The sequence below is a fragment of the Nostoc sp. S13 genome (genome assembly GCF_029379315.1).
Taxonomy (GTDB): domain Bacteria; phylum Cyanobacteriota; class Cyanobacteriia; order Cyanobacteriales; family Nostocaceae; genus Nostoc.
Genome location: NZ_JAQYWQ010000036.1, coordinates 1 through 20,853, shown reverse-complemented (window position 1 = coordinate 20,853; position 20,853 = coordinate 1). Strand labels below are relative to the sequence as shown.

Annotated in this window: 18 protein-coding genes and 1 pseudogene; 8 read left to right on the top strand and 11 right to left on the bottom strand. The window is 42.2% G+C overall.

The window, feature by feature from the left end; genetic code table 11:
* Positions 1–254: 254 nt before the first annotated feature.
* From PUQ00_RS13630 to PUQ00_RS13600, 7 genes are all read right to left on the bottom strand, one after another.
* The gene (locus tag PUQ00_RS13630) at positions 255–899 is read right to left on the bottom strand and encodes a DUF4360 domain-containing protein (protein ID WP_300417142.1); all 645 of its coding nucleotides are present in this window, start codon (positions 897–899) and stop codon (positions 255–257) included.
* 1,138 nt (positions 900–2,037) lie between these two features.
* Positions 2,038–2,622, bottom strand: coding sequence for a Uma2 family endonuclease (locus PUQ00_RS13625; RefSeq protein WP_300417232.1), 585 nt, complete (start codon positions 2,620–2,622; stop codon positions 2,038–2,040).
* Between the two features lie 260 nt (positions 2,623–2,882).
* Positions 2,883–3,617, bottom strand: coding sequence for an HAD family hydrolase (locus PUQ00_RS13620; RefSeq protein ID WP_300417139.1), 735 nt, complete (start codon positions 3,615–3,617; stop codon positions 2,883–2,885).
* A 192-nt stretch (positions 3,618–3,809) separates the two neighbouring features.
* Entirely contained in the window at positions 3,810–4,997 is a 1,188-nt protein-coding gene (locus PUQ00_RS13615; RefSeq protein ID WP_300417136.1) for a 30S ribosomal protein S1, read from the bottom strand.
* Between the two features lie 295 nt (positions 4,998–5,292).
* Positions 5,293–5,400 (bottom strand): photosystem II reaction center protein T, encoded by a 108-nt coding sequence (locus PUQ00_RS13610; RefSeq protein WP_084227385.1) that lies wholly within the window; start codon positions 5,398–5,400, stop codon positions 5,293–5,295.
* 113 nt (positions 5,401–5,513) lie between these two features.
* Complete coding sequence (psbB, locus tag PUQ00_RS13605; protein ID WP_300417133.1) at positions 5,514–7,043, bottom strand: photosystem II chlorophyll-binding protein CP47; 1,530 nt, start codon at positions 7,041–7,043, stop codon at positions 5,514–5,516.
* Positions 7,044–7,521: 478 nt separating this feature from the next.
* A complete protein-coding gene (locus PUQ00_RS13600; protein WP_300417131.1) occupies positions 7,522–7,848 on the bottom strand; it encodes a hypothetical protein in 327 nt (108 codons plus the stop codon).
* 294 nt (positions 7,849–8,142) lie between these two features.
* Between PUQ00_RS13600 and PUQ00_RS13595 the strand changes: the two genes are divergently transcribed.
* The 3 genes from PUQ00_RS13595 to PUQ00_RS13585 all read left to right on the top strand — a co-directional run bounded on the left by PUQ00_RS13595 (position 8,143) and on the right by PUQ00_RS13585 (position 12,310).
* Positions 8,143–9,795, top strand: coding sequence for an ABC transporter substrate-binding protein (locus PUQ00_RS13595; protein ID WP_300417128.1), 1,653 nt, complete (start codon positions 8,143–8,145; stop codon positions 9,793–9,795).
* 435 nt (positions 9,796–10,230) lie between these two features.
* Positions 10,231–11,256: an ABC transporter permease gene (locus PUQ00_RS13590; RefSeq protein WP_300417126.1), complete on the top strand. Its 1,026-nt coding sequence runs from the start codon at positions 10,231–10,233 to the stop codon at positions 11,254–11,256.
* Positions 11,257–11,692: 436 nt separating this feature from the next.
* Positions 11,693–12,310, top strand: a complete 618-nt coding sequence (locus tag PUQ00_RS13585) for a hypothetical protein (protein WP_300417123.1) — start codon at positions 11,693–11,695, stop codon at positions 12,308–12,310.
* Between the two features lie 170 nt (positions 12,311–12,480).
* Here PUQ00_RS13585 and PUQ00_RS13580 read toward each other — a convergent pair whose 3' ends face one another.
* Both PUQ00_RS13580 and PUQ00_RS13575 read right to left on the bottom strand, forming a co-directional pair.
* Positions 12,481–13,596 (bottom strand): ABC transporter permease, encoded by a 1,116-nt coding sequence (locus PUQ00_RS13580; protein WP_300417120.1) that lies wholly within the window; start codon positions 13,594–13,596, stop codon positions 12,481–12,483.
* A gap of 163 nt (positions 13,597–13,759) precedes the next feature.
* Positions 13,760–14,641, bottom strand: coding sequence for an Npun_R2479 family HD domain-containing metalloprotein (locus tag PUQ00_RS13575; protein WP_300417116.1), 882 nt, complete (start codon positions 14,639–14,641; stop codon positions 13,760–13,762).
* Positions 14,642–15,221: 580 nt separating this feature from the next.
* On the opposite strand from PUQ00_RS13575, the gene PUQ00_RS13570 reads away from it, so the two are divergent.
* Positions 15,222–15,599: a VOC family protein gene (locus PUQ00_RS13570; protein ID WP_300417114.1), complete on the top strand. Its 378-nt coding sequence runs from the start codon at positions 15,222–15,224 to the stop codon at positions 15,597–15,599.
* A gap of 55 nt (positions 15,600–15,654) precedes the next feature.
* On the opposite strand, the gene PUQ00_RS32815 is transcribed toward PUQ00_RS13570, so the two are convergent.
* Positions 15,655–15,729: an excalibur calcium-binding domain-containing protein gene (locus PUQ00_RS32815; RefSeq protein WP_366145959.1), complete on the bottom strand. Its 75-nt coding sequence runs from the start codon at positions 15,727–15,729 to the stop codon at positions 15,655–15,657.
* A 191-nt stretch (positions 15,730–15,920) separates the two neighbouring features.
* On the opposite strand from PUQ00_RS32815, the gene PUQ00_RS13565 reads away from it, so the two are divergent.
* From PUQ00_RS13565 to PUQ00_RS13550, 4 genes and pseudogenes are all read left to right on the top strand, one after another.
* Positions 15,921–17,153 carry an acyl-CoA dehydrogenase family protein gene (locus PUQ00_RS13565; protein ID WP_334761251.1) on the top strand — a complete coding sequence of 411 codons (1,233 nt, stop codon included), beginning with the start codon at positions 15,921–15,923 and terminating at the stop codon, positions 17,151–17,153.
* On the top strand, positions 17,150–17,899 hold the full coding sequence (locus PUQ00_RS13560; protein WP_300417112.1) for a PIG-L family deacetylase: 750 nt from the start codon (positions 17,150–17,152) through the stop codon (positions 17,897–17,899). Before PUQ00_RS13565 ends, PUQ00_RS13560 begins: the two co-directional genes overlap by 4 nt.
* Entirely contained in the window at positions 17,896–18,486 is a 591-nt protein-coding gene (locus PUQ00_RS13555) for an SAM-dependent methyltransferase (RefSeq protein WP_300417109.1), read from the top strand. Before PUQ00_RS13560 ends, PUQ00_RS13555 begins: the two co-directional genes overlap by 4 nt.
* A 117-nt stretch (positions 18,487–18,603) precedes the next feature.
* Positions 18,604–18,768 (top strand): annotated as a pseudogene (locus PUQ00_RS13550) (HlyD family secretion protein); the annotation flags it as partial.
* 487 nt (positions 18,769–19,255) lie between these two features.
* Here PUQ00_RS13550 and PUQ00_RS13545 read toward each other — a convergent pair.
* Positions 19,256–20,509, bottom strand: a complete 1,254-nt coding sequence (locus tag PUQ00_RS13545; RefSeq protein WP_300417107.1) for a glycosyltransferase family A protein — start codon at positions 20,507–20,509, stop codon at positions 19,256–19,258.
* Between the last annotated feature and the right edge of the window lie 344 nt (positions 20,510–20,853).

Genomic DNA, 20,853 nt, shown 5'->3' with positions numbered 1-20,853 from the left:
TGTGTGCAATACGCTCTGGTTAAAGGAGACAGAAATAGGAAAAAACAAGGAATTTCTGAATTTTAAATTATTTATCAGCGTATTTCATTTATTTGAGAATTGCTATTTGCTTGTCAATACTATTTATCAAGACACACAGTCAAAGATATCTTCAGAGCGATTGGAAGAAATCTTTCAAGAAGTTGGTAAAGCAGCTTTTGAGGGTTCAGCTTTTGTGAAAAATTAAATGCAAAACTTACTATGCTTTTAAAAACCTAACAAGGATTAAAAGCAAACTTGATTTGATATAATACATGACCGATTGTTGTATCGATTGTATCAATTCGGATTTGAGTTTCTAGTTGTGGTTGATTTGCAGGTATATTTTTTGGAGATCTTGCCGTCAGATTTGTATTGATACCAAAAGTCGAACTCACAGGATTCTTACATGCATTTATTGTCCCTAATACAATACCGACATCTTTGCTCCAGACATCTGAGAAGCCAGGGCTAAAGGTTGCGTTTGGATTATTGTTAGTTGGAACTATTTGACCTTGAAAGAGTATTCTAACATTCAAATTAGCACTGCCTCCTGGAGGCACATCTGCAAAGCCAAGATACTTGACGTTAATCGGCTGAACGTTCAATCCAGAAGGTACATTCAGACCGATCCGCAGATTACAGGATTTTGATACAACCTTAGGAGGTTCAGCTAAAGCTTCAAACTCCGAAAATGTTATTGAAAGAGTATCTCCATTCAAAATTCCCTCTGCTGTTCCCCCTGGGCAACCATTTCCTAAAAGAGTTACTGGAACTTTTTGAAACGTAAATCCTACTGGTTGAGCCTGTACCTGAGACAAACCCACAACATTTAAACTTACTAGCGTCAAACTGGAAATAAAAGCATTGAAAATTTTCATACAAGGACTCCGCTAAAATGTGTAATTGCCTGTGCATATTAGCTGCAACTTAAAATTCCCTAAGACACTTCTAAACAAAGGGATTTTACTCAGCAGCCTTTTTGGATTTGGGGATTTATAGCTATTCTTAATTGTGTGCAATACGCTTTGGTTAAGGGAGACAGAAAATAGTCAAAAACAATGAATTTCTTTTCTGGCTGTTAGAGGATGTTTGAAAAGTCGCAAAGTATACTACAAACCCCGTTTCCATTCCTCTCCCCGTTGGTCTGCCGTTAGGTAAGCAAAGAGAGGCTTTGAAACCCCCATTCCCTTGTAGGGAAGCTAAGGGGGTTAGGTTTGGAGGCTACCAAAAATACTTTTCAAACATCCTCTTAAATGATTTTTCAGCGTATTTTATTTAATTAAGAATTGCCATAAAAAGATTCTGTAAAAAATAATAACTAACCTGAGAAATAGATTGAATCTATCCAAAGACATAGGCTGTGTAAAAAGTTACACATATTAACTAATAACTGAATATTTACTCATTTTTTATAAAGTTAAAAGAAGAGTCGAGTATACTCTAACGCTCTATTTTTTTACTCTCATGACATAATATTTAAACGCTTGTTCCTTTGTGCTTCCTTTCAAACAAAGATTTTTTGGGTTTGCAGGTAAAGCGAGGCTTTGAAAAATATTCAAGTTCAGCAGCTTATTTTTCTCTTTTCAAAGACATAAAAGAGCGCTAAAGGGCTAAAACCTGGACTTTTTTAAAAGATTGAAAATTGAGAGCTAGGAACAATATCCAGCTTTTGCTTTTAATCAGTGTTAGCAGTGGCAATATGATTAGCATAGGCGCAGCCCAAACTAGGCATCGCTAACTTAAAATCAGAAAAGTCAGTATAGTATTTTGAATACAAGTATTCATTTCTAACAAAGCACCAAAAGCGTTCAATCAAGTTAAATTCTGGTAAATATGAAGTTAACCTTTGGTGAATATAAACTTAAGTAACAGAGTTCTATACCCAGTTCTTTGGCCTATATTTGAACAAGTTAGCACAACTGAAATTTGGCGTTATCTAGAATCAGTGTTATGGGTATATTCACTTCTAAACTTAACTACTATTTAACATTAGCTGACAAATACTTTGCTTCTTACCTAAGATCCTCTCAACGGTGGTAAAATTTCCAAAACTGCAATGCTTAAATCAGGAAACTGTAAAGGTGAAATAATCCCATCTTCCTCTACAATTACTTCACTTTCATAGCCATCCTCAGTTGTTTTCCGAAAAACGTGCAATTGCCGGCCAATCACATCTAGCACCCAATAATCTATAATTCCCGCCTTTGAGTAAGCTTTTCCTTTAGTTTCACAGTCTAGTTTAAGGCTGCTATCTGCTACCTCAATAATTAGATAAACCTCAGAAGGGGTAGGATGATGGTCTGCATAGTCGAGTGGGTCTACTTTAACGACAGCAATATCCGGTTCTGGTTGAGACCGTTCATTTAACTTTACTGGGTCTTGAACACATATCAAAGCCCGATTCCTGAAACTGTTTTGCAGCAATCTATCTGGCCTCCCCACTGCTGAACGATGGGCTGTCCCTTTTGCAATCATCCAAATAATCTTTCCTTCTAGGAGTTCCACTCGTTCATCTGCACCAAAAATCCCAGCCTTAGCCATCCGGTGGTATTCTTCTACTGTCCACAGGCGAAGTGGTAAGGTCGTTTCTGTGTTTTGCATGGCTTTAGCAACTGTCAGAGCAATTAATATCCTAGCATCTTTAACTTGACACACCACTAATAGTATGATATACGGAGGATATTTGGCTTTATTAGGGTTGACAGATGTGCATTGGTGTCAACTTAAAGCCAGAGCAAATAGAATTCGCGTGCCAGTTGCTCATGGGGAGTAATTTGACTTGTGTATACACCGTAGCTCCCAAATTTGGGAGAGGGATTTAGGGTGAGGGTGAAAACTACGGTTCTCAACTTAGATGGGGTTTAATCCTCTAAAATCTGGATTTCATCAAGTTGATTAATCACCACATCCGCACCTCGGACATTATCTGACTTACCCACCCAAGTGATACCAATACAACCTGCGGCTTTAGCATCACGCGCCATTTGCATATCACCAACTGAATCACCCACCATCAATGTAGCGCCTGGTTCGACTCCCAAAACTTGGCAAGCTTGTAAAAATAGCACTGGATCTGGTTTACTCGGCCCCTCATCAACTCCCATTTCCAACTGGATATAATCACTTAATTGGTGATTAGCTACAAACTTACGTACTTCTTGAGTTGTCGCAGCTGAGAGAATACCGAGTTTTAGCCCACCTTCCCACAAAGATTTCAAAACTTCTAAGCTACCCACAAACAGTGGTGAAGGAGTTTGTCCAATGTATTTGTCTGCTTCATCCAAAGCTTGACGGGCTATTTTTAAGGACTCAAACCATCCTCTTCCCGTCTCGGCTATATATGCTGCTGCTGCCACTTCTGTTTCGCGGCGGCTTGCTACTGATATTAAACCTGCGGGATCTAGAAGATTACCATTGATGCCAAATGCCATTAATAGGGGTTCCCCAGTTCCAGGAATTTGAGCATCTATTAATCTTGCTGCCTTTTGTGCGATCGCTCGCAAATACATTTCCGAATCTTCTAGAGTACCGTTTTTGTCAAACAAAATTGCCTGGATGTTATCAAAAGTGATGTTTCTACACTTAATAGTTGCCACAATATTTCACCCCACTTATTTAGTTAGGAGTTAAGAGTTAGAAGTTAGGAATAATAACTCCTAATTTCTAACTCTTAACTACTGCCAACTCTTCACTTTTACCGATTCTCCACATAAAAAAAGAGGGTTTTCCCTCTTTTTAAAATGATTTGATACTCTTACTTCAAAGACAAGTAAAACTATAAAAATTTATTACTCTTCAATAGCTGCTGGAATCTCCTTTTCAATTTCCGCAACTACTGGAATTTCTTGTTCAAGTTCTGCTGCTGGTGGAATTTCTTCTTCAATTTCCGCAACTACTGGAATTTCTTGTTCAAGTTTTGCTGCTGGTGGAATCTCTTCTTCAATTTCCGCAACTACTGGAATTTCTTCTTCAAGTTCTGCTGCTGGTGGAATTTCTTCTTCAAGTTCCACTGCTGGTGGAATTTCTTCCTCTGCTACAACTTCTACAGCTGTAGCCGCCGCAGCAGTAGCACCTTGCTGCTTGGCTAGTAGTTGTTCACGATACTTAGCAGCCATTTCTTCCGCCTTATCGTAGACCAAATCCCGGTTTTTAATCATATCGCCGGGTTCGGGTTCTAGCTGCTTGGTAGATAGGGAAATCCGACCCCTTTCTGCATCCAAGTCAATGATCATAACTTTCACTTCATCATTGACATTGAACACGCTATGAGGTGTATCAATATGTTCGTGAGAAATCTCAGAAATATGTAGTAGACCACTAACGCCGCCGATATCGATGAAAGCACCGTAGGGCTTAATACCACGAACAGTACCAATTACTACTTCGCCGACTTCTAGGCGGTTCATCTTGCGCTCAACCAGCGCCCGACGGTGAGATAAAACTAGGCGATTACGTTCTTCGTCCACCTCTAGGAATTTCAACGGCAGATCCTCGCCGACCAATTCTTCTTTAGGTTTGCGGGTACTGATGTGGGAACCTGGGATAAAGCCACGTAATCCCTCAATCCGTACCAATGCTCCGCCGCGATTGGTTGCAAACACGCCAGAACGTACAGTTGCATCTTCTGCTTGCAGCTGTCGCACCCGCTCCCAAGCCCGCATGTATTCAATACGGCGAATCGAAAGCGTTAATTGACCATCTTCATTTTCATCAGTAAGGATGAAAAATTCTCGGGTTTCGTTTGACTGTAATACTTCTTCCGGGCTATCCACCCGGTTTATAGACATTTCTTGTATAGGTATATATGCTGCGGTTTTAGCACCAATGTCAATCAGAGCGCCGCGCGGCTCTATACTGAAAACTGTTCCTGGTACAACATCACCAGGGCTAAAATGATAATCGTATTTGTCAAGTAGAGCAGCGAAATCTTCGTGAGTGAATCCAATTTCTGTAGCGGTTAAATTCTGATTGACCATGCTGATTTGTTCCTGGTTCTAGTCTCCGTAAAGGTTGTGCAACAAACGCGATGTCTTATGCAAGCGCTTTTATGGCAGCCTACACTTAAACATCCTTTTTCATCCTAGCGCAGAAAAGCTAGTATTAACATATATCTACTCCCAAGATTGGAAATTATATCACAATATTAAAATGATTGATGATTTACTTAGTAGTTATAAATAACAAAGAACAAACACAATAATATCCGTTGCTACCAAGGATGGTAGCAACGGATATTAAGATTAAATCTGCTTAAAGGTCTGGTAATAGGATCTACTTATCTTTTGGTTTCTCAAAACGAGGGGGTTCGCGAAATGCGATCGCAAAGAAGAGAGTACCTATACACAGAGTAAAAATCAAGATGTACGCAACGCTTTCCATATTAAGATTTCCTGCCTATCGAGCCAGTAATTAAAGTTCTGAGTGCTGAAGTTACCTGAGTGCTGAGTCAGAGCCTTAACTCAAAACTCAGCACTCAGAACTTAGCACTGAAATTAGAGAGCTTCCTTCCGGCGGGTTGACTTGTCACCCACTTTCTGGAACAGACCCCACTCAACTTGCTCTTCTAGATCCGCATCAACACCAGCAAACACGTCTCGGTAGATTGTCCGAGCGCCATGCCAGAGATGACCAAAGAAGAACAGCAGAGCAAATACGGCATGTCCAAAGGTAAACCAACCTCTAGGACTGGTGCGGAATACACCATCAGAGTTCAAGGTTTCCCGGTCAAATTCAAAGATTTCACCGCCTTGAGCCTTACGGGCATACTTCTTCACATCAGCTGGTTCTGTAAAGGTCTTACCGTTTAGATCACCACCGTAGAAACTGACAGTGACACCAGATTGCTCAAAGCTGTACTTAGATTCTGCCCGACGGAAGGGAATGTCAGCGCGGACAATTCCATCTGCGTCGGTCAAGATCACTGGGAAGGTTTCAAAGAAGTTAGGGAGACGACGCACGGTCAATTCCCGTCCTTCAGAATCTTTGAATACGGCGTGACCTTGCCAAGATTGGGCAATGCCATCACCCTTGACCATTGGCCCTGTACGGAATAGACCGCCTTTAGCGGGGCTATTACCGACGTAATCATAGAAAGCTAGCTTTTCTGGAATCTGCGACCAAGCTTGGTCAAGGGTTGCACCTTGAGCAACGCTAGTTTGGGTGCGGCGTTGAATTTCTTGACGGAAGTAGTTTTGATCCCATTGATAGCGGGTAGGGCCAAACAATTCGATGGGAGTAGCGGCGTTACCGTACCACATAGTACCAGCAACAACGAAAGCAGCAAAGAAGACTGCTGCAATACTGCTAGAAAGTACTGTTTCAATATTCCCCATCCGCAGGGCTTTGTAGAGCCGTTCGGGGGGTCTAACTGTGAGGTGGAATAAGCCTGCAATAATACCAACAACACCAGCAGCAATGTGGTGAGCCGCAATACCACCAGGGTTATATGGGTTAAAACCATCTGGGCCCCATTCCGGTGCTACTCCCTGGGCAGCCCCAGTTATTCCATAAGCGTCAGAAACCCAAATCCCCGGCCCAAATAGTCCGGTGACGTGAAAAGCACCAAAGCCAAAACAAAGTAGACCAGATAAGAACAGGTGAATGCCAAACATTTTTGGCAAGTCTAGGGCGGGTTCACCAGTGCGGGGATCTCTAAAGAGTTCCAAATCCCAGTAAACCCAGTGCCATACGGCGGCTAGGAACAAAAGACCGGAAAGAACAATGTGAGCGGCAGCAACGCCTTCAAATGACCAGAAGCCAGGGTCAGTTGCTGGTCCACCAGTAACATTCCAGCCACCCCAAGATTGGGTGACACCCAAACGTGACATGAAGGGCAGAACGAACATCCCTTGACGCCACATCGGGTTGAGAATCGGATCGCTAGGGTCAAAAACAGCCAGTTCGTAGAGTGCCATCGAACCAGCCCAGCCTGCTACTAAGGCTGTGTGCATTAGGTGTACAGAAATCAGTCGCCCTGGATCATTCAGAACGACTGTATGTACTCGGTACCAGGGTAGTCCCATTGACTACGCTCCTCCTCGATGAGTTAGTTTACAAAGCAATTTTCTTACTGAGATTCTGAGAGACGAAAGCCGACACTCAGAAAACTCTCTCTTGTTTTTTGTTATTGCCAGAGCCAGAGTCATACCACAGCTTAGTCTTATAAGTCAGACAGCGTGGGCGCTTTGGCAATGCTTACTCGCTTCGGGAGGTTTACCTTGTAGGGTAGCCATCGCCAAGCAAAAATGAGAATGTTTTAAAAAGTGTAACTATTGATCGAATTGTTTGCAAGCGTGTAAATTAATGCGATCGCGTAGCATGTCCAAGTTTTTTCGCTACCAATCCCTCTCAGAGATTAAATTTGCTTATCTTTTCTTGATGAAGAGGGCGGGGATGAGAGAGATGAGGGAGATGAGGAAGAATAAATAATGCCCCATGCCCCATGCCCCATGCCCCATGCCCAATGCCCTATGCCCTATGCCCCATGCCCCATGCCCCAATCTATTGAACCACCAGATGGATATTTTGCAGTTGACACTTCGCCTCAGCGGTACCCAGGCGTTCAATTACCTGTTCAGCACTCATCAGACGCTTGAGTACTACTTGACCTATGCTCTTACTGGCAATTACTGGTGTTGTTGGCTTGACTTCCACGGTTAAAATAGCTTCTTCAACTCGATAAAGCCATAGCAATTCGTTTTGTTCCACTAAACAAATATTCATTCGCTGAATATCTGGTTGGCGTCGCCATGCAGTTATTTGCCATAGTCCATCAGATGCCCATACTCTAGCAACTGCCCATCCCTCAGATAGAAAGAAATACTTCACGGTCTTAGTCTCACTTTTGGACTTTCTATTTGCTATTTACCATATCTTATATATATCATTTGTTAATGTATAACTAATGAGATTTTAAATGAAGGCGATTTAATTTATTGCCCATGTTTTAATAGGAAAAGTCCTGATTTACAATTATTATTTAATAATCCCAAATATATCTATTTATTGGAGTAAAACCTTGTATCAAAAGTGGGTAAATTAGTAATTAATTGTAGAATATGCGATAAAACTAGCGAACATATAGTATAATCACTGACCGATCATTAGATAAAATTTAACTGTATGACTTGGTTTTCCTTGTCCGTGAAACGGTGGGGTCGGATTACACAATTCCTATCTTTGTTCTGTCTATGTTTATTATTAGTTGTTAGTTGCGCTCCTCGTCCTAAGCCTTCTACGCCACTATCCAGTTCTATAAATAGCCTTACAGGTGATGGTCGGATTACTATAGGTACAACAGCAAAGCCAAGAACCCTTGATCCGGCTGATGCCTATGAGTTAGCATCTTTAGGTTTGGTGTTTAATATGAGCGATCGCCTCTACACCTATGAACCAGGAAGCACGGAAATTAAGCCCCAGCTAGCTACAGCATTACCGAAAGTCAGTCAAGATGGCTTAACTTATACCATCCCTTTACGTCAGGGAGTACTTTATCACGATGGGACTCCCTTCAACGCCCAAGCAATGGCCTTTACCATCCAGCGCTTTATTGAAAATAAAGGAAAACCCTCATTCTTACTAGCTGATATAGTAGATTCGATAAAACCTACAAGCGAGTATGAGTTAACCATTAAGCTGAAAAAGCCCTTTGCAGCGTTTCCTTCACTGCTGGCGTTTCCTGGAATATGTGCAGTTTCGCCAAAAGCTTACGAACTCGGTGCTGGGAAATTCAAGCCGAATATCTTTGTGGGGACTGGCCCTTACAAATTAGCGCAGTATGGCACTGATTCACTGCGATTTGATGTGTTTGATAAGTATTGGGGAGAAAAACCAGCTAACAAGGGTGTTAACGTCCAAATTCAAACTAGTCCGGTTAATTTGTTTAATGCTTTCCGTACAGGCGCAGTCGATGTCGCTTATCTGTCGCTGCAACCAGATCAAAATCGGAGCTTGGAAGAAGGGGCTAAAAAAGGGGATTGGCAAGCGATCGCAGCTGAAGGTAGTGTAGTAAGTTATCTAGTATTAAACCGGAATCAAAAGCCTTTAGATAAATTAGAGGTAAGACAAGCGATCGCCTCAATAATTGACCGTCCACTTTTAAACGAGCGAGTATTACTTGGTCAAGCAGATCCGCTTTATAGCATGATTCCTACGACGTTTAAAGTTTCTGTGCCATTATTCAAAGATAAATATGGCGATGCTAACTTTGAGCAAGCTAAAAAATTGTTAACTACTGCTGGTTTCTCCAAAGAAAATCCCGCAAAAGTGCAAGTTTGGTATCCTTCTAGTTCACCTACTCGTAGTTTGGCAGCACAGACACTTAAATCTCTTGTTGATGCCAAAATGGATGGAATGCTACAATTTGAAGTCACCCAAGCGGAAGGCCCTGCCTTTTTTAAAGACATTGCCAAGGGTTTGTATCCGGGAGCTTTACTTGATTGGTATCCAGATTTTTTAGACCCAGATAATTACGTCCAGCCGTTTTTATCTTGTGACAAAGGTTCAGTTGTGAAAGGATGTGAAGATGGAGGCAGTCAAATTCAGGGTTCGTTCTACTATAGCGAAGCCGTGAATAAACTGATCGATCAGCAACGCAAAGAACAAAACCCCGAAGCGCGTCAGAAAATTTTCACAGAAATTCAAACGCAAGTAACTACTGATGTACCTTACGTTCCCTTATGGCAAAATAAAGACTATGTATTTGCCCAAAAAGGTGTTAACAGCGTACAACTTAACCCCACCCAAATTCTGGTTTACCAGACAATTAAAAAGTAGTCATTAGTCATTAGTCATTTGTCCTTAGTACAGAACACTACAAAAAGGGTTTTGTAGCTTGGGTAGAACGAAGTGAAACCCAACATCAAGTCTGAATCTTTCCGAACCCCTTTTACGGTGACGTGTACTTAGTTATTGGTCATTAGTTATTATAGCGGTTTGCAGTTAAGTCCAATACAGACCTAACCCCCAACCCCTTACGCCAGGTGCTTCAAGTCGGCAAAGCCGGGAAACCCGTCCAACGCACTGCCTCCCCAACGCACTGGCTCCCCTACAAGGGAAGGGGAGTAAGATTCAAAGCCTCTCTCCTTGTAGGAGAGAAGTTTGGAGAGAGGTCAAAACTGTACTGCACTTAAGGGAGAATTGCTATAGTCATTGGTCATTTGCAAATGACAAATAACAAAGGACAAAGGACAAATAACAAACAACTAAAATATGTCTCGTTCTAAAGCTTTACAATATTACATTGTTTCTCGGTTGCTTCTCGCGCCACTTCAGCTATTAACAATCATCACCATTGTATTTCTCTTACTAAGAGCAACACCAGGAGATCCAGCAGATGCAATTCTCGGTGGACGTGCGCCAGAAGCTGCTAAAGAAGAATTGCGAAAACAACTAGGTTTAAACCTTCCCCTATGGCTACAGTACCTCAATTATTTAGGAAGCATACTGCGCTTTGACTTGGGAACCTCTTTAATGAGTCGGGGAGAGAATGTTTGGGACATAATTGGGCAATATTTCCCAGCGACGGTGGAGTTAGCAGTATTTAGTATGGCGGTTGCACTCATCGTCGGAATCGCGGTTGGGACTCTTTCGGCTTCCCATCCTGGGACATATTTTGATGTCGGTGGACGCTTATTTGGTATCATCACCTATGCACTTCCCATGTTTTGGGCGGGAATGCTTTTGCAGTTGATTTTCTCAGTACAATTGGGTTGGTTTCCTAATTCCAACCGCTTTCCGCCCAATCTTCCGGCTCCCACTCCTGTAACTGGATTGTATACAATTGATAGCTTACTCGGTGGAAACTTCACCCAGTTTTTCACATCTTTGCACCATCTTGCCCTACCGTGTCTCACACTAGGAATTTTGCTCAGTGGGATTTTTGAGCGAATTGTGCGAGTTAATTTAAAGCAAACATTGCAAGCAGATTATGTAGAAGCAGCTAGAGCCAGAGGTATTGGTGAAAATAAGATTTTAGTCTCCCATGCCTTAAAAAATGCGCTAATTCCAGTGATTACAGTGTTGGGATTAACTTTTGCATCTCTGTTGGGTGGGGCAATTTTGACAGAAGTGACATTTTCTTGGCCTGGGTTAGCTAATCGACTATATCAAGCGATCGCCGATCGCGATTATCCCACAGTCCAGGGAGTGCTAGTATTTTTTGGTGCGATCGTTGTGAGTGCCAGTATTTTGATTGATATTTTAAATGCTTATATAGATCCGCGAATTCGATATTAGTAAAGAGTTATTAAAATAATTCGTAATTCGTAAATATAGTGTTTTTCGTTTACTCTGACCTCTCTCCTTTTAGGAGAGAGGCTTTGAATCTTACTCCCCTTACCTCTCTACGAGACGCTGCGCGAACGTAGGGAAGGGGCTGGGGGTTAGGTCTATATTCGACTCAACCCAGAAGCGCTATAGGACTAGTATTTGATTTCTACCTCCTGCCTCCTGCCTCAAAACCGATAGCTTTGTACTTCATGCAAAAGAAAAATGCTGTATGTCTTCTTTTATATAAAAATGAGAAGAATTGGTTTTTTATATTTACACTAATTTGATATTACGAAATTGTATGCTTAGTAGACAAAATTATAAAAACTTTCAGATGGAATGGATAATTATAAACACTGTTAATTGTTTTTTAGGTTTTTTAATCTGATTAATTTTAGGAGTATTGATAGATAATGTTCAACTTAAACCAGATTTAGCCTTCTATCTTATTCTGTTTGTTTTACCTGGTGTTGTAATTGGACTATCACAGTGGTTACTACTTCTAAAAAAGATTCCCACCATAAGTTGGTTATGGATACTATCGAATGTACCCGGATTGTATCTAGCTTTCATATCTACAGTTGTAGCGTGTTTTGTTAATTGGGCATTTATTATTAATTTGTTACAAGTTAATCATGAACTAACACAGACATTTTTAATAGCCAGTATAGGAGGTGCGATTGGAGGTGCTGTAGGAGGAATTATTACTGGAATAATTCAACATCTTTTAATTAGAAAGAATTTTTCTGTAAATCGTTTGTGGATAATCACTAGTACTCTCGGTTGGTCTGTAAGTTGGAGTCTAGGTTGGACTGTAGCACTTGTTATAGACTTTCACTCTCCTATTTTTAATGCAATTGTTAAAGCAGTAGGTTCTTTTTCCAGTATATTACATAACTCAAACTTTGCATTTGGTTTTACATTGCTTCCTTTTGCAATTATTTTTGGTTTTGTAAATGCAATTATTACAGGAAAAGTACTGGTTCGGTTATTGAGACAATCTAAACAAACCCATTCCTGAAAAGTTAAAAGTGCGTCAATTTTTTCAATACGTGAAAGCGAATACAAAGCGAATAGAATTCGCGGCTACACAGGCAAAGTCCGCCTTTCCTTCTCTTCTCTACAAGAGGCTGCGCGAACGCGGACTAATTTCAGCGATGCCTACGGCTGGCTACGCCTACGCATTTGCTATTATCTTCTTAAACTACGAGGATCAAGTGCATCTCTCAGCCCATCACCGAGTAAGTTGAATGCTAACACTGTGAGGATAATCAGCACAGCAGGCGGCCAGATTAACCAAGGTTGCAATACCAAAATTGAAGCATTGCTAGCCAGAGAAAGCATATTGCCCCAAGAGGGGTCTGGTTGTTGAATTCCTAAGCCGATGAGACTTAGTATCGCCTCTGAACCAATAAAGCTGGGAATTGCAAGAGTTGCAGAGATAACTATATAACTAGCCGTTTGCGGTAAAACGTGGCGGACTACGATATAAAGTGGATTACCGCCCATTGCGCGTGCCGCTTGCACAAATTCTCGCTCTTTAATTGATAGTACCTGTCCGCGAATTACCCGTGCTAAACCAGCCCAGCTAATAACCGAAGTAATCACCACAATCAGCAAAAAGCGCTGGGTACTGCTTAAACCAGGTGGTAAGACTGCCCCCAAAGTTACCAAAAGATAAATACTGGGGAAAGTCATTAGCACTTCTGCCAAGCGCATGATGACGCTATCAGTCACACCGCCGAAATAGCCAGAAATTCCACCGATAAGCAAACCAAGCGGATAAGTGATGATAATGCCAAAAATCCCGATAAACATACTGATGCGACCGCCATGCAGCAGGCGACTAAATTGGTCGCGGCCTTGGTCATCAGTACCCAAAATGTTGAATTTTGTCCCACTTGTTGTCCCAAATAAATGCCAATTTAAGGGAATACCAGCAAAGATTGTGACTTCATCCCACTTCGGGGGTAATGGCAAACTCATCTGCAACAATCGGTATTCTGGCCCAGAGACAAATAGACGCAGGGGTGAAGGCTTTTTGAAGTCTACAATGAGTTGGCGATCGCCTGTTTCTAAATTCGTGTCTCCCTGAGTCGTCGGATAAACATGAGGCCCGGTAAACTGCCCTGACTGAGAAACCCAGTGTATCTTAGTTGGTGGCAGCAGTGAACCATTGGCCTGTGAAGCATAGGGATCATAAGGAGCAACGAAATCAGCTGCAATTACTGCTACGTAGAAAATTAACAGCAAAATTGCCCCAAATCGTGCCAAAGGATTTTTCTTCAGTCGTCGCCACCAATCCATAGTAGTTAGGAGTTATAAGTTATGAGTTATATAAGCTTTTATTTTAATTCATAACTCATAATTAATAATTCTTAACTCTCAACTCTCAACTCTGCCGATTTTGGATTTTAGATTTTTCCTTCAATCTAAAATCCAAAATCCAAAATCCAAAATTGAATAACTCCTAACTCGCAACTCCTAACTTCTCTAAATACAACTGTTGTTCTTGCTGTTGTTTTTCGTGTTCTACAACAAACACATTTGAGTAGAGATTAGCCAGAATTTGTTTTCCCTGCTGTGTCAGTGATAGATAATGCAGTCCCTCTTGGATATAAGGAAAGACACCATTCCAGTAAAACTTAGCGTAGTTATTACGTAAATCGGCAGGGGTTTTATAGCCCAAAACTTTATTTACACCAGTTTCTTCAAACTCGTAAAATAAAGAAGTAATTTTTTTCAAGTAACGCGGGTCGCTTAGTTGCCCAATCAAATCAGCAGCACGTACTAATCCTGCAAAGCACTTTGTATCTTGCTGATCTTCTGCCGCAGGCACGGGAAATCGAGTCAATTCAATATTGCTCTTAATTGCCTCAGCATCTATTAACTTATGACCGCCAAAACGCTCATCAATAAAAAGCTTGGCTCTATCAACATGATACGGCGTAAGACTGGCATCAGAAGCGCCAGAAGCTACAGAAATCATTTTGCCATTTTTACCTGTGGCATATAAGTCTATTGTTTCTCGGTCTTGTCGGCAAACTCCCTTAACGTAGCCAATATCATGACACACTAAGGAAATGATACAATGCAACCAGTCTTCACTGGAAACACCGCCTTCTCTAATGTGTTTCCCACGTAAAATTTCTTGCCCCACTAGGGTGACGAGGACAGTGTGTTCAACATTGTGATAAAGGGCATCGCTATTAGCAATGTTTTCCAAAGCCATGTTACCAGCCCAGGCGATAATGTCCTGATAATCATTTTTGAAACAGCCATAGGTGCGACGGTAGCCTTCTCGAATTTCATTTACGAAGGCATCAATTAAAATTTCAGTGGCATTGAACATATCTGGTTACTCTGGTAAATACCAATTATTTATTGATTTGATTGATTTCAAAATTCCATAATCAGGCTACCCTTGCTGGAATTTAGCGCAATGGAGTTTGCTCCTTTGTAACTCATGTATAGCTGTAAACGCTAGCTTCACCTACTGAAGTTCCTGATGTTGATTGACCAATATCGCAAACATCCCCACTGTTCCATTAGTCGAAAGCTAAAGCAATACCAAACCGACTCAAGATGTTATCCCGTGAAGCAGAGCCATAAAATACATTATTTGTCAATATTTAGAGGGCTGGCATTAGATACCAGTTGTCAGATTGAGTCGCAACGGAATTAGTCTATGAATAATCTTTGGGCTGATCCGCGTTAGCGGAGCTGAACGAAGGGGAATAGCGTCTGTCTGCGACACGCTATTCCCCTTCGTAGAGAAGTTATCGCTACTCGAAGAGATGGGCAACATGATTATTCCTGTGGGAGACGGTGCTGATTAGGGGGCTTCTTGCTGGATGAAAGCGGTGTAGATTGTCAATCAAAAAGGTTGATAATATCTATATTGTAAAAGTATTGGATTCGCAAAATAGATTATGACATTGGAAAACACCTTTGGTGAATATAGTTTTGTCACGAAAGTAGACGTCACGAATCTGGAAGCTAGTGTCCAGTGGTACAAGGCTAAACTCGGCTTAATTCCTGAAGAGAAATATGACACCCCTAGCTGGAGACAGTTTAGTCTACCTGATATTGGGCGGGTTGCAATTGGACTAAACTTAAGTAACTCAGTTGAAACAGGTAGTACTGTTAGTACTTTTGTTGTAAGCGATATAGTTACTGCTCGTCAAAGCCTTATTGAAAAAGGAGTTGAAGTTGGCCCAATTACAGATGTCGGTCATGGAGTGCAATTATCTGTCTTCAAGGATATTGACGGAAACTTGTTGGGGCTTCGGCAGAATCCGCAGTCTTAACCATTAGCTGCAACAAATCGGCGATTAAGCAGCAACATAAGTTTAGTTGCTGCTTCTACCGTTCACACGCGATGCCATCTCGATCTCGGTCAAACTTACCCCGTCTGTGTTCATTCGACTTGCGTTGAATTGTTAACTAAATGCCACGTCGCCGCAAATAGCGATATATTGAGATGCTTGGTTATGCTAACTATAAAAAGCAAAAGAGGCTTTTAAAACATCCTCTTAGACGTATTTTAATTTTATACCTTTTTATTGAGTATAGAATCACACAAAAGATAGAGGTATTAACCGACTTAATTTTATTACTATTAATAAAATATAAAGAAATATTACAGAAAGGAGTCAGCTATTAGCATCCAATTATCAAATAATGTCGTCATCCCGAAATCGCATAATTCCAACATTGCTCTGGATCTAAAACGTGCCACGGAAATTGCTGAATATTGTGCAAACAATGCCAGTTCTATAGATTGCAATAGTGCTTTTCCCAAGCAGGAGTTTGAGCTGATTGCTAAAGCTGGGTTGTTAGCTGCACCATTGGCGAAAGAATTAGGCGGATGGGGTGCAGGAATTGATGCTAATGTTACCTACGAGCTTTTAATGCTATTAAAGCAGATGGGGCATGGCAATCTGGCAGTTGGCCGAATTTATGAAGGACATATCAACGCCCTGCAACTAATTCAGACTTTTGGTTCTACAGAACAAATCACAAGCTACGCGCGTGATGCCCGCGATCGCCAGAAAATATTTGGCGTTTGGAATGCTGAAGCCTCTGATGGTGTTAAGATAATTCCTTTTGAAAATGAACGTTATCGGCTGGAAGGTTCTAAAACCTTTTGTACTGGTGCAGGCTATGTTGAACGTCCTTTCGTGAATGGAGTATTGTCAGAAGGCGGTTGGCAAATGTGCATTGTATCGATGGACGAAGTGACAACAGTTAGTGATCCAACTTGGTGGCAACCTTCTGGGATGCGAGCTACTGCTAGTTACAAAGTGGATTTTAGCGGTGTAGAGTTGGATCAGAGCGCTTTAATCGGCGGGCCAGGAGACTACTTTCGACAGCCTTGGTTATCTGTTGGGGTGATTCGGTTTGCTGCTGTGCAACTAGGTGGGGCAGAAGCACTGTTTAACCTAACTCGTCAGTATCTCCAGAAGTTGGAATATACAAAAGATCCATATCAACAGGAACGGCTTGGCAGAATGGCGATCGCTATTGAAAGTGGTAATCTCTGGCTGCGGGGGGCTGCGGATCAGGTAGCAGCCTATGCGCCTGTGTTTGGTGGCGATCCCACAGTTACCCACCCGCAAGCAGACCAACTTGTTGCCTATGGAAATATGGTGAGGACAGCAATTGAACAGATTTGCATTGATGTGATGAATTTGTGCGAACGTTCTGTTGGGACTCGCGGCCTACTACCACCAAATCCGATGGAACGTATTATCCGAGATTTGACTCTATATCTGCGTCAACCAGCTTTTGATGCGGCCTTGGCAAATGTCGGGCAGTATGTCTTGCAGCAAAGTAAGGAAAGCTTATTTGCTTTGGAATGATGAATAAATTCGGCTTGATTGGATTACCACTAAGCAATCCTAGTGTTTTGCCCTGGCGTTCAATTAACGAGATCGCTTGTAGTCCGGCATTAATCGTCGCACCCCATCCTGATGATGAGACGTTAGGTTGTGGGGGTGCGATCGCTCTGTTACGGTCTTTAAATTGTCATGTGCAAGTTTTAGTCATCAGTGATGGTACTCTTTCACACCCCCGTTCACAGAAATATCCCGCAGAGAAACTCCGGGATTTGCGGGAAGCTGAAACGCTATCAGCATTAAAATTGCTGGGTGTAGAGGTTAATGATGTCACCTTCTGGAGAATGCAGGATGGGTCAATTCCAACACAGTATGAAAGTGCAGTAGCTAGTTGTCGTGCTTACATTACAGAAGTCGCCCCACAAATTATCTTTTTACCGTGGCGATATGACCCTCATGCAGACCACCGAGCGACCTGGAAGTTAATTCACGCAGTGCTGGATGATTTACCTTTATCCCCCCGATTGATTGAGTATCCTATTTGGGATTGGGACTCACAGCAACGGGGGAGTCTGCCAACATCTCTTCAGGTGACAACCTGGCGGTTGAATATTAGCACGGTAGTGGAGTTGAAACAGCAAGCGATCGCTGCTTATCGTTCCCAAATTACAGACTTAATTGACGATGATCCAGAAGGCTTTCGCCTGAGTGCCGAAATGTTAGCCAACTTCACTCATCCTTGGGAAGTTTATATAGAGGAAAACCTATGAATCCCTTACAATCCAATTCCCTACCACCCAGCTACTTTGATAAACTTTACAGCGAAGATCCTGACCCGTGGAAGTTTGAGACGAGTGAATACGAAGCTAACAAATATGCTGCCACAATCGCAGCTTTACCCAAAGAGCGCTATCAGTCTGCCTTTGAAATCGGTGGTTCCATTGGGGTTTTAACTGAGAAGCTACAAAAACGTTGTGACAGATTGTTCTCGATTGATGTATCAAAACTAGCTCAGGATAAGGCAAAAGAGCGCTGTCAGCACCTAGAAAAAGTGCATTTTGAGATTATGCGCGTACCTGAGCAATATCCTGACGAAATATTTGATTTGACCTTGATTTCGGAAGTTGGCTATTACTGGAGCTGGGAAGACCTGAAAAAAGCAAAGCAATGCATTCTGGAACACCTGGAACCTGGAGGGCATCTACTTTTAGTTCACTGGACACTCTATGCCCGTGATTATCCGTTGAGTGGGGATGAAGTTCATAACTCGTTTTTTGAGTTGACCCCAAATAAACTGCGGCATTTAAAAGGTCAACGTGAGGAAGAATATCGACTTGATTTATTTGAGCGAGTCTGAGATAGTTTTCTTCGGCGTTGCTGAATCAACGGATGATTTTTGTAGGGTGGGCCGAAAAGCCCGCCCCGAAATACAAGGGACGGGCTTTTTGGCCCATCCCGCAAATATACAACGCCCAAAATTCATACGCGAGTCGGAGAAAAAATTAATGATTCTGGCATTGCAGACTTAGCGCAAACAGATCAGATGATGGCAGTAGCAGAAGTTTATCAAACCGATATCGGTAAAGTGAAACTAGGACAACAGGCAGTGATTAGCAGTCAGACATTTACCGGTGAACTGCCAGAAACCATTGTCCAAATTAGCTTGACCAGAAATAAAACCCACATTCTGCATGAGTAATTGTACTCAAAATTTTGCCCTCCGCAGGTTGTTTTGTCAAAATCTGAATTTTTATAAAAGGACTTACGCAAAATATCTCACAAACTCTGATTTCCACCGTTCGCGCAGCGTCTCCCTTTGGGAGAAGTTCAGAGACGCTAACGGCGGAAGCCGCCGCTCCGACTTCTCTGTGTGTCGCGCCAGTTGCTACAACGGGGAGCCACTGCGTTGGACGGGTTCCCCGGCTTATTCGCGTAGCGTCTCCCCTTGGGAGAAGCAAGTGGCGTGGGAACCCCCCTTCTCCTATCGGAGACGCTACGCGAACGGGTGACGCTCGCGGACTCGCTAACGCTACGCTAACGGCAGTTCCTCATGGGGGAAACGCAACGCACTGGCTTCTCTACGCCTCTGTGGTTCGTTATTCCGTAACTTTTGCGTAAGTCCTATCTTAATCCAACCCTATTGCCCCAACCCTAAAGTCCCCTTGTCCTCTTTGTTGACGCAAACTCTCAAGACGCAAGCGCAAATCTCCAATTGCTTGTTCAATTTCCACAAATTTCCAGCGCGAAGCCCACCTTTCTTCTTCCTGCTGGCGTTCTTCGACTTGTTCAAACAACTGACCAAAGGTATAAGGTTGGCTCAATTTCTGCACAAGCCATTGAGCTGAAACTCCCAGCATCTCTGCCAAGGACGTGACGTTAGGATGATCTGGCTGATAGCCATTGAGAGCGCACCACCACATCACTCGTAATTGGCGACGTGCAACAAAACGAGTTTCGATAGCTGCTGCTGACTCGACTACAAATGATTGCTGTTGCCGTCCCATTTCTATCCATTTACTCAGCTGATTTGCTAAACCAACATTGGTACGTCCGATTTCTCTTGCTGAAGTTACTACCCGCACTAGCGAACTGTGGCGGAAACGAGCATTTACCCGTACCAAGGCACGGTAAAAAGCTACATCTTCAGGAGTCCGCACTGGCGGTAAGCCTCCTGCCAATGCATACATTTCTGCTGTTACTGCCAAACTGGCTCCATAGTGTTGATAGTGGCGGGGAAAGCTATCATGGGGGTCGGGATCAAGATAAGTTTCTAATTCGGTAATTAAATAGCGGTAGCCTACTTCACGCAGATAGCAAGCTCTGGCGTAAGGCTCTAGTGAAGCACGACCAGCGCGCTCAACAAAAATTCGCCCACCGACAGCATCAGCACCACAAATAATTTCGTACAGGTTGGCAGCAATCCAAGTTGGGCTTACCTGCGAGTCTCCATCAGTTGAAGCAATTACCCCCCTTGTGCGTCCTAAGCTAGACAAACGGCGGTATGCTTCATCCATCAAAATCTGACGCACTCGACCAATATAGGCTTCCGTAGGAGGCAGAGTTTTTTCAACTACATGCAGTGCTATATCTGGATGTTGTTCAGCGAAACTCCGGGCTAGAGCTGCTGAATCATCACTACAATTATTTGCTAACAAAATTATTTCGTAGCGTTTGGGATCTAAAAGCTGTCCTTCTAGATCAACTTGATATATTAGGGCAGTAAGGGTTGCTGCCAACGTCTGAGCTTCATTGCGAACTGGTACAATTACACAAACTTCACAATGCGGTGACGGCGGTATTTGGACTAAAGGTTGATAAAGGTCTTTATCGAGTTGTACAGATGGAAAGTCAGCAACGAAGAGCAAGCGCTTACTTTCCATAAAAACCATTTTTCCTTCTCCAGGAATAGCGACACAGTATTTCATTCACAATCAAAAATTATTAATATTTGTAACTCCATTTTCGATATTTTCTCATTTTCTTGGAATCTATCTATAGTATGATTAGTGCTGATTAAAACTCTCTGAATCTCAGCTATCAAATACTAACCTCTATCTGCTCTCACTCAAAGCTTTACTAATCAACGCATAGTATGCATAGTATTTATATATTCTTTATATATTTTTGCTAACCTCAAATTTAAGACGATAAAATCATACTTAAATCATCTATAGGACTCCTATTTGATTTCTGAACAAGACTAAGAGAGAATACGGAGAGGTTT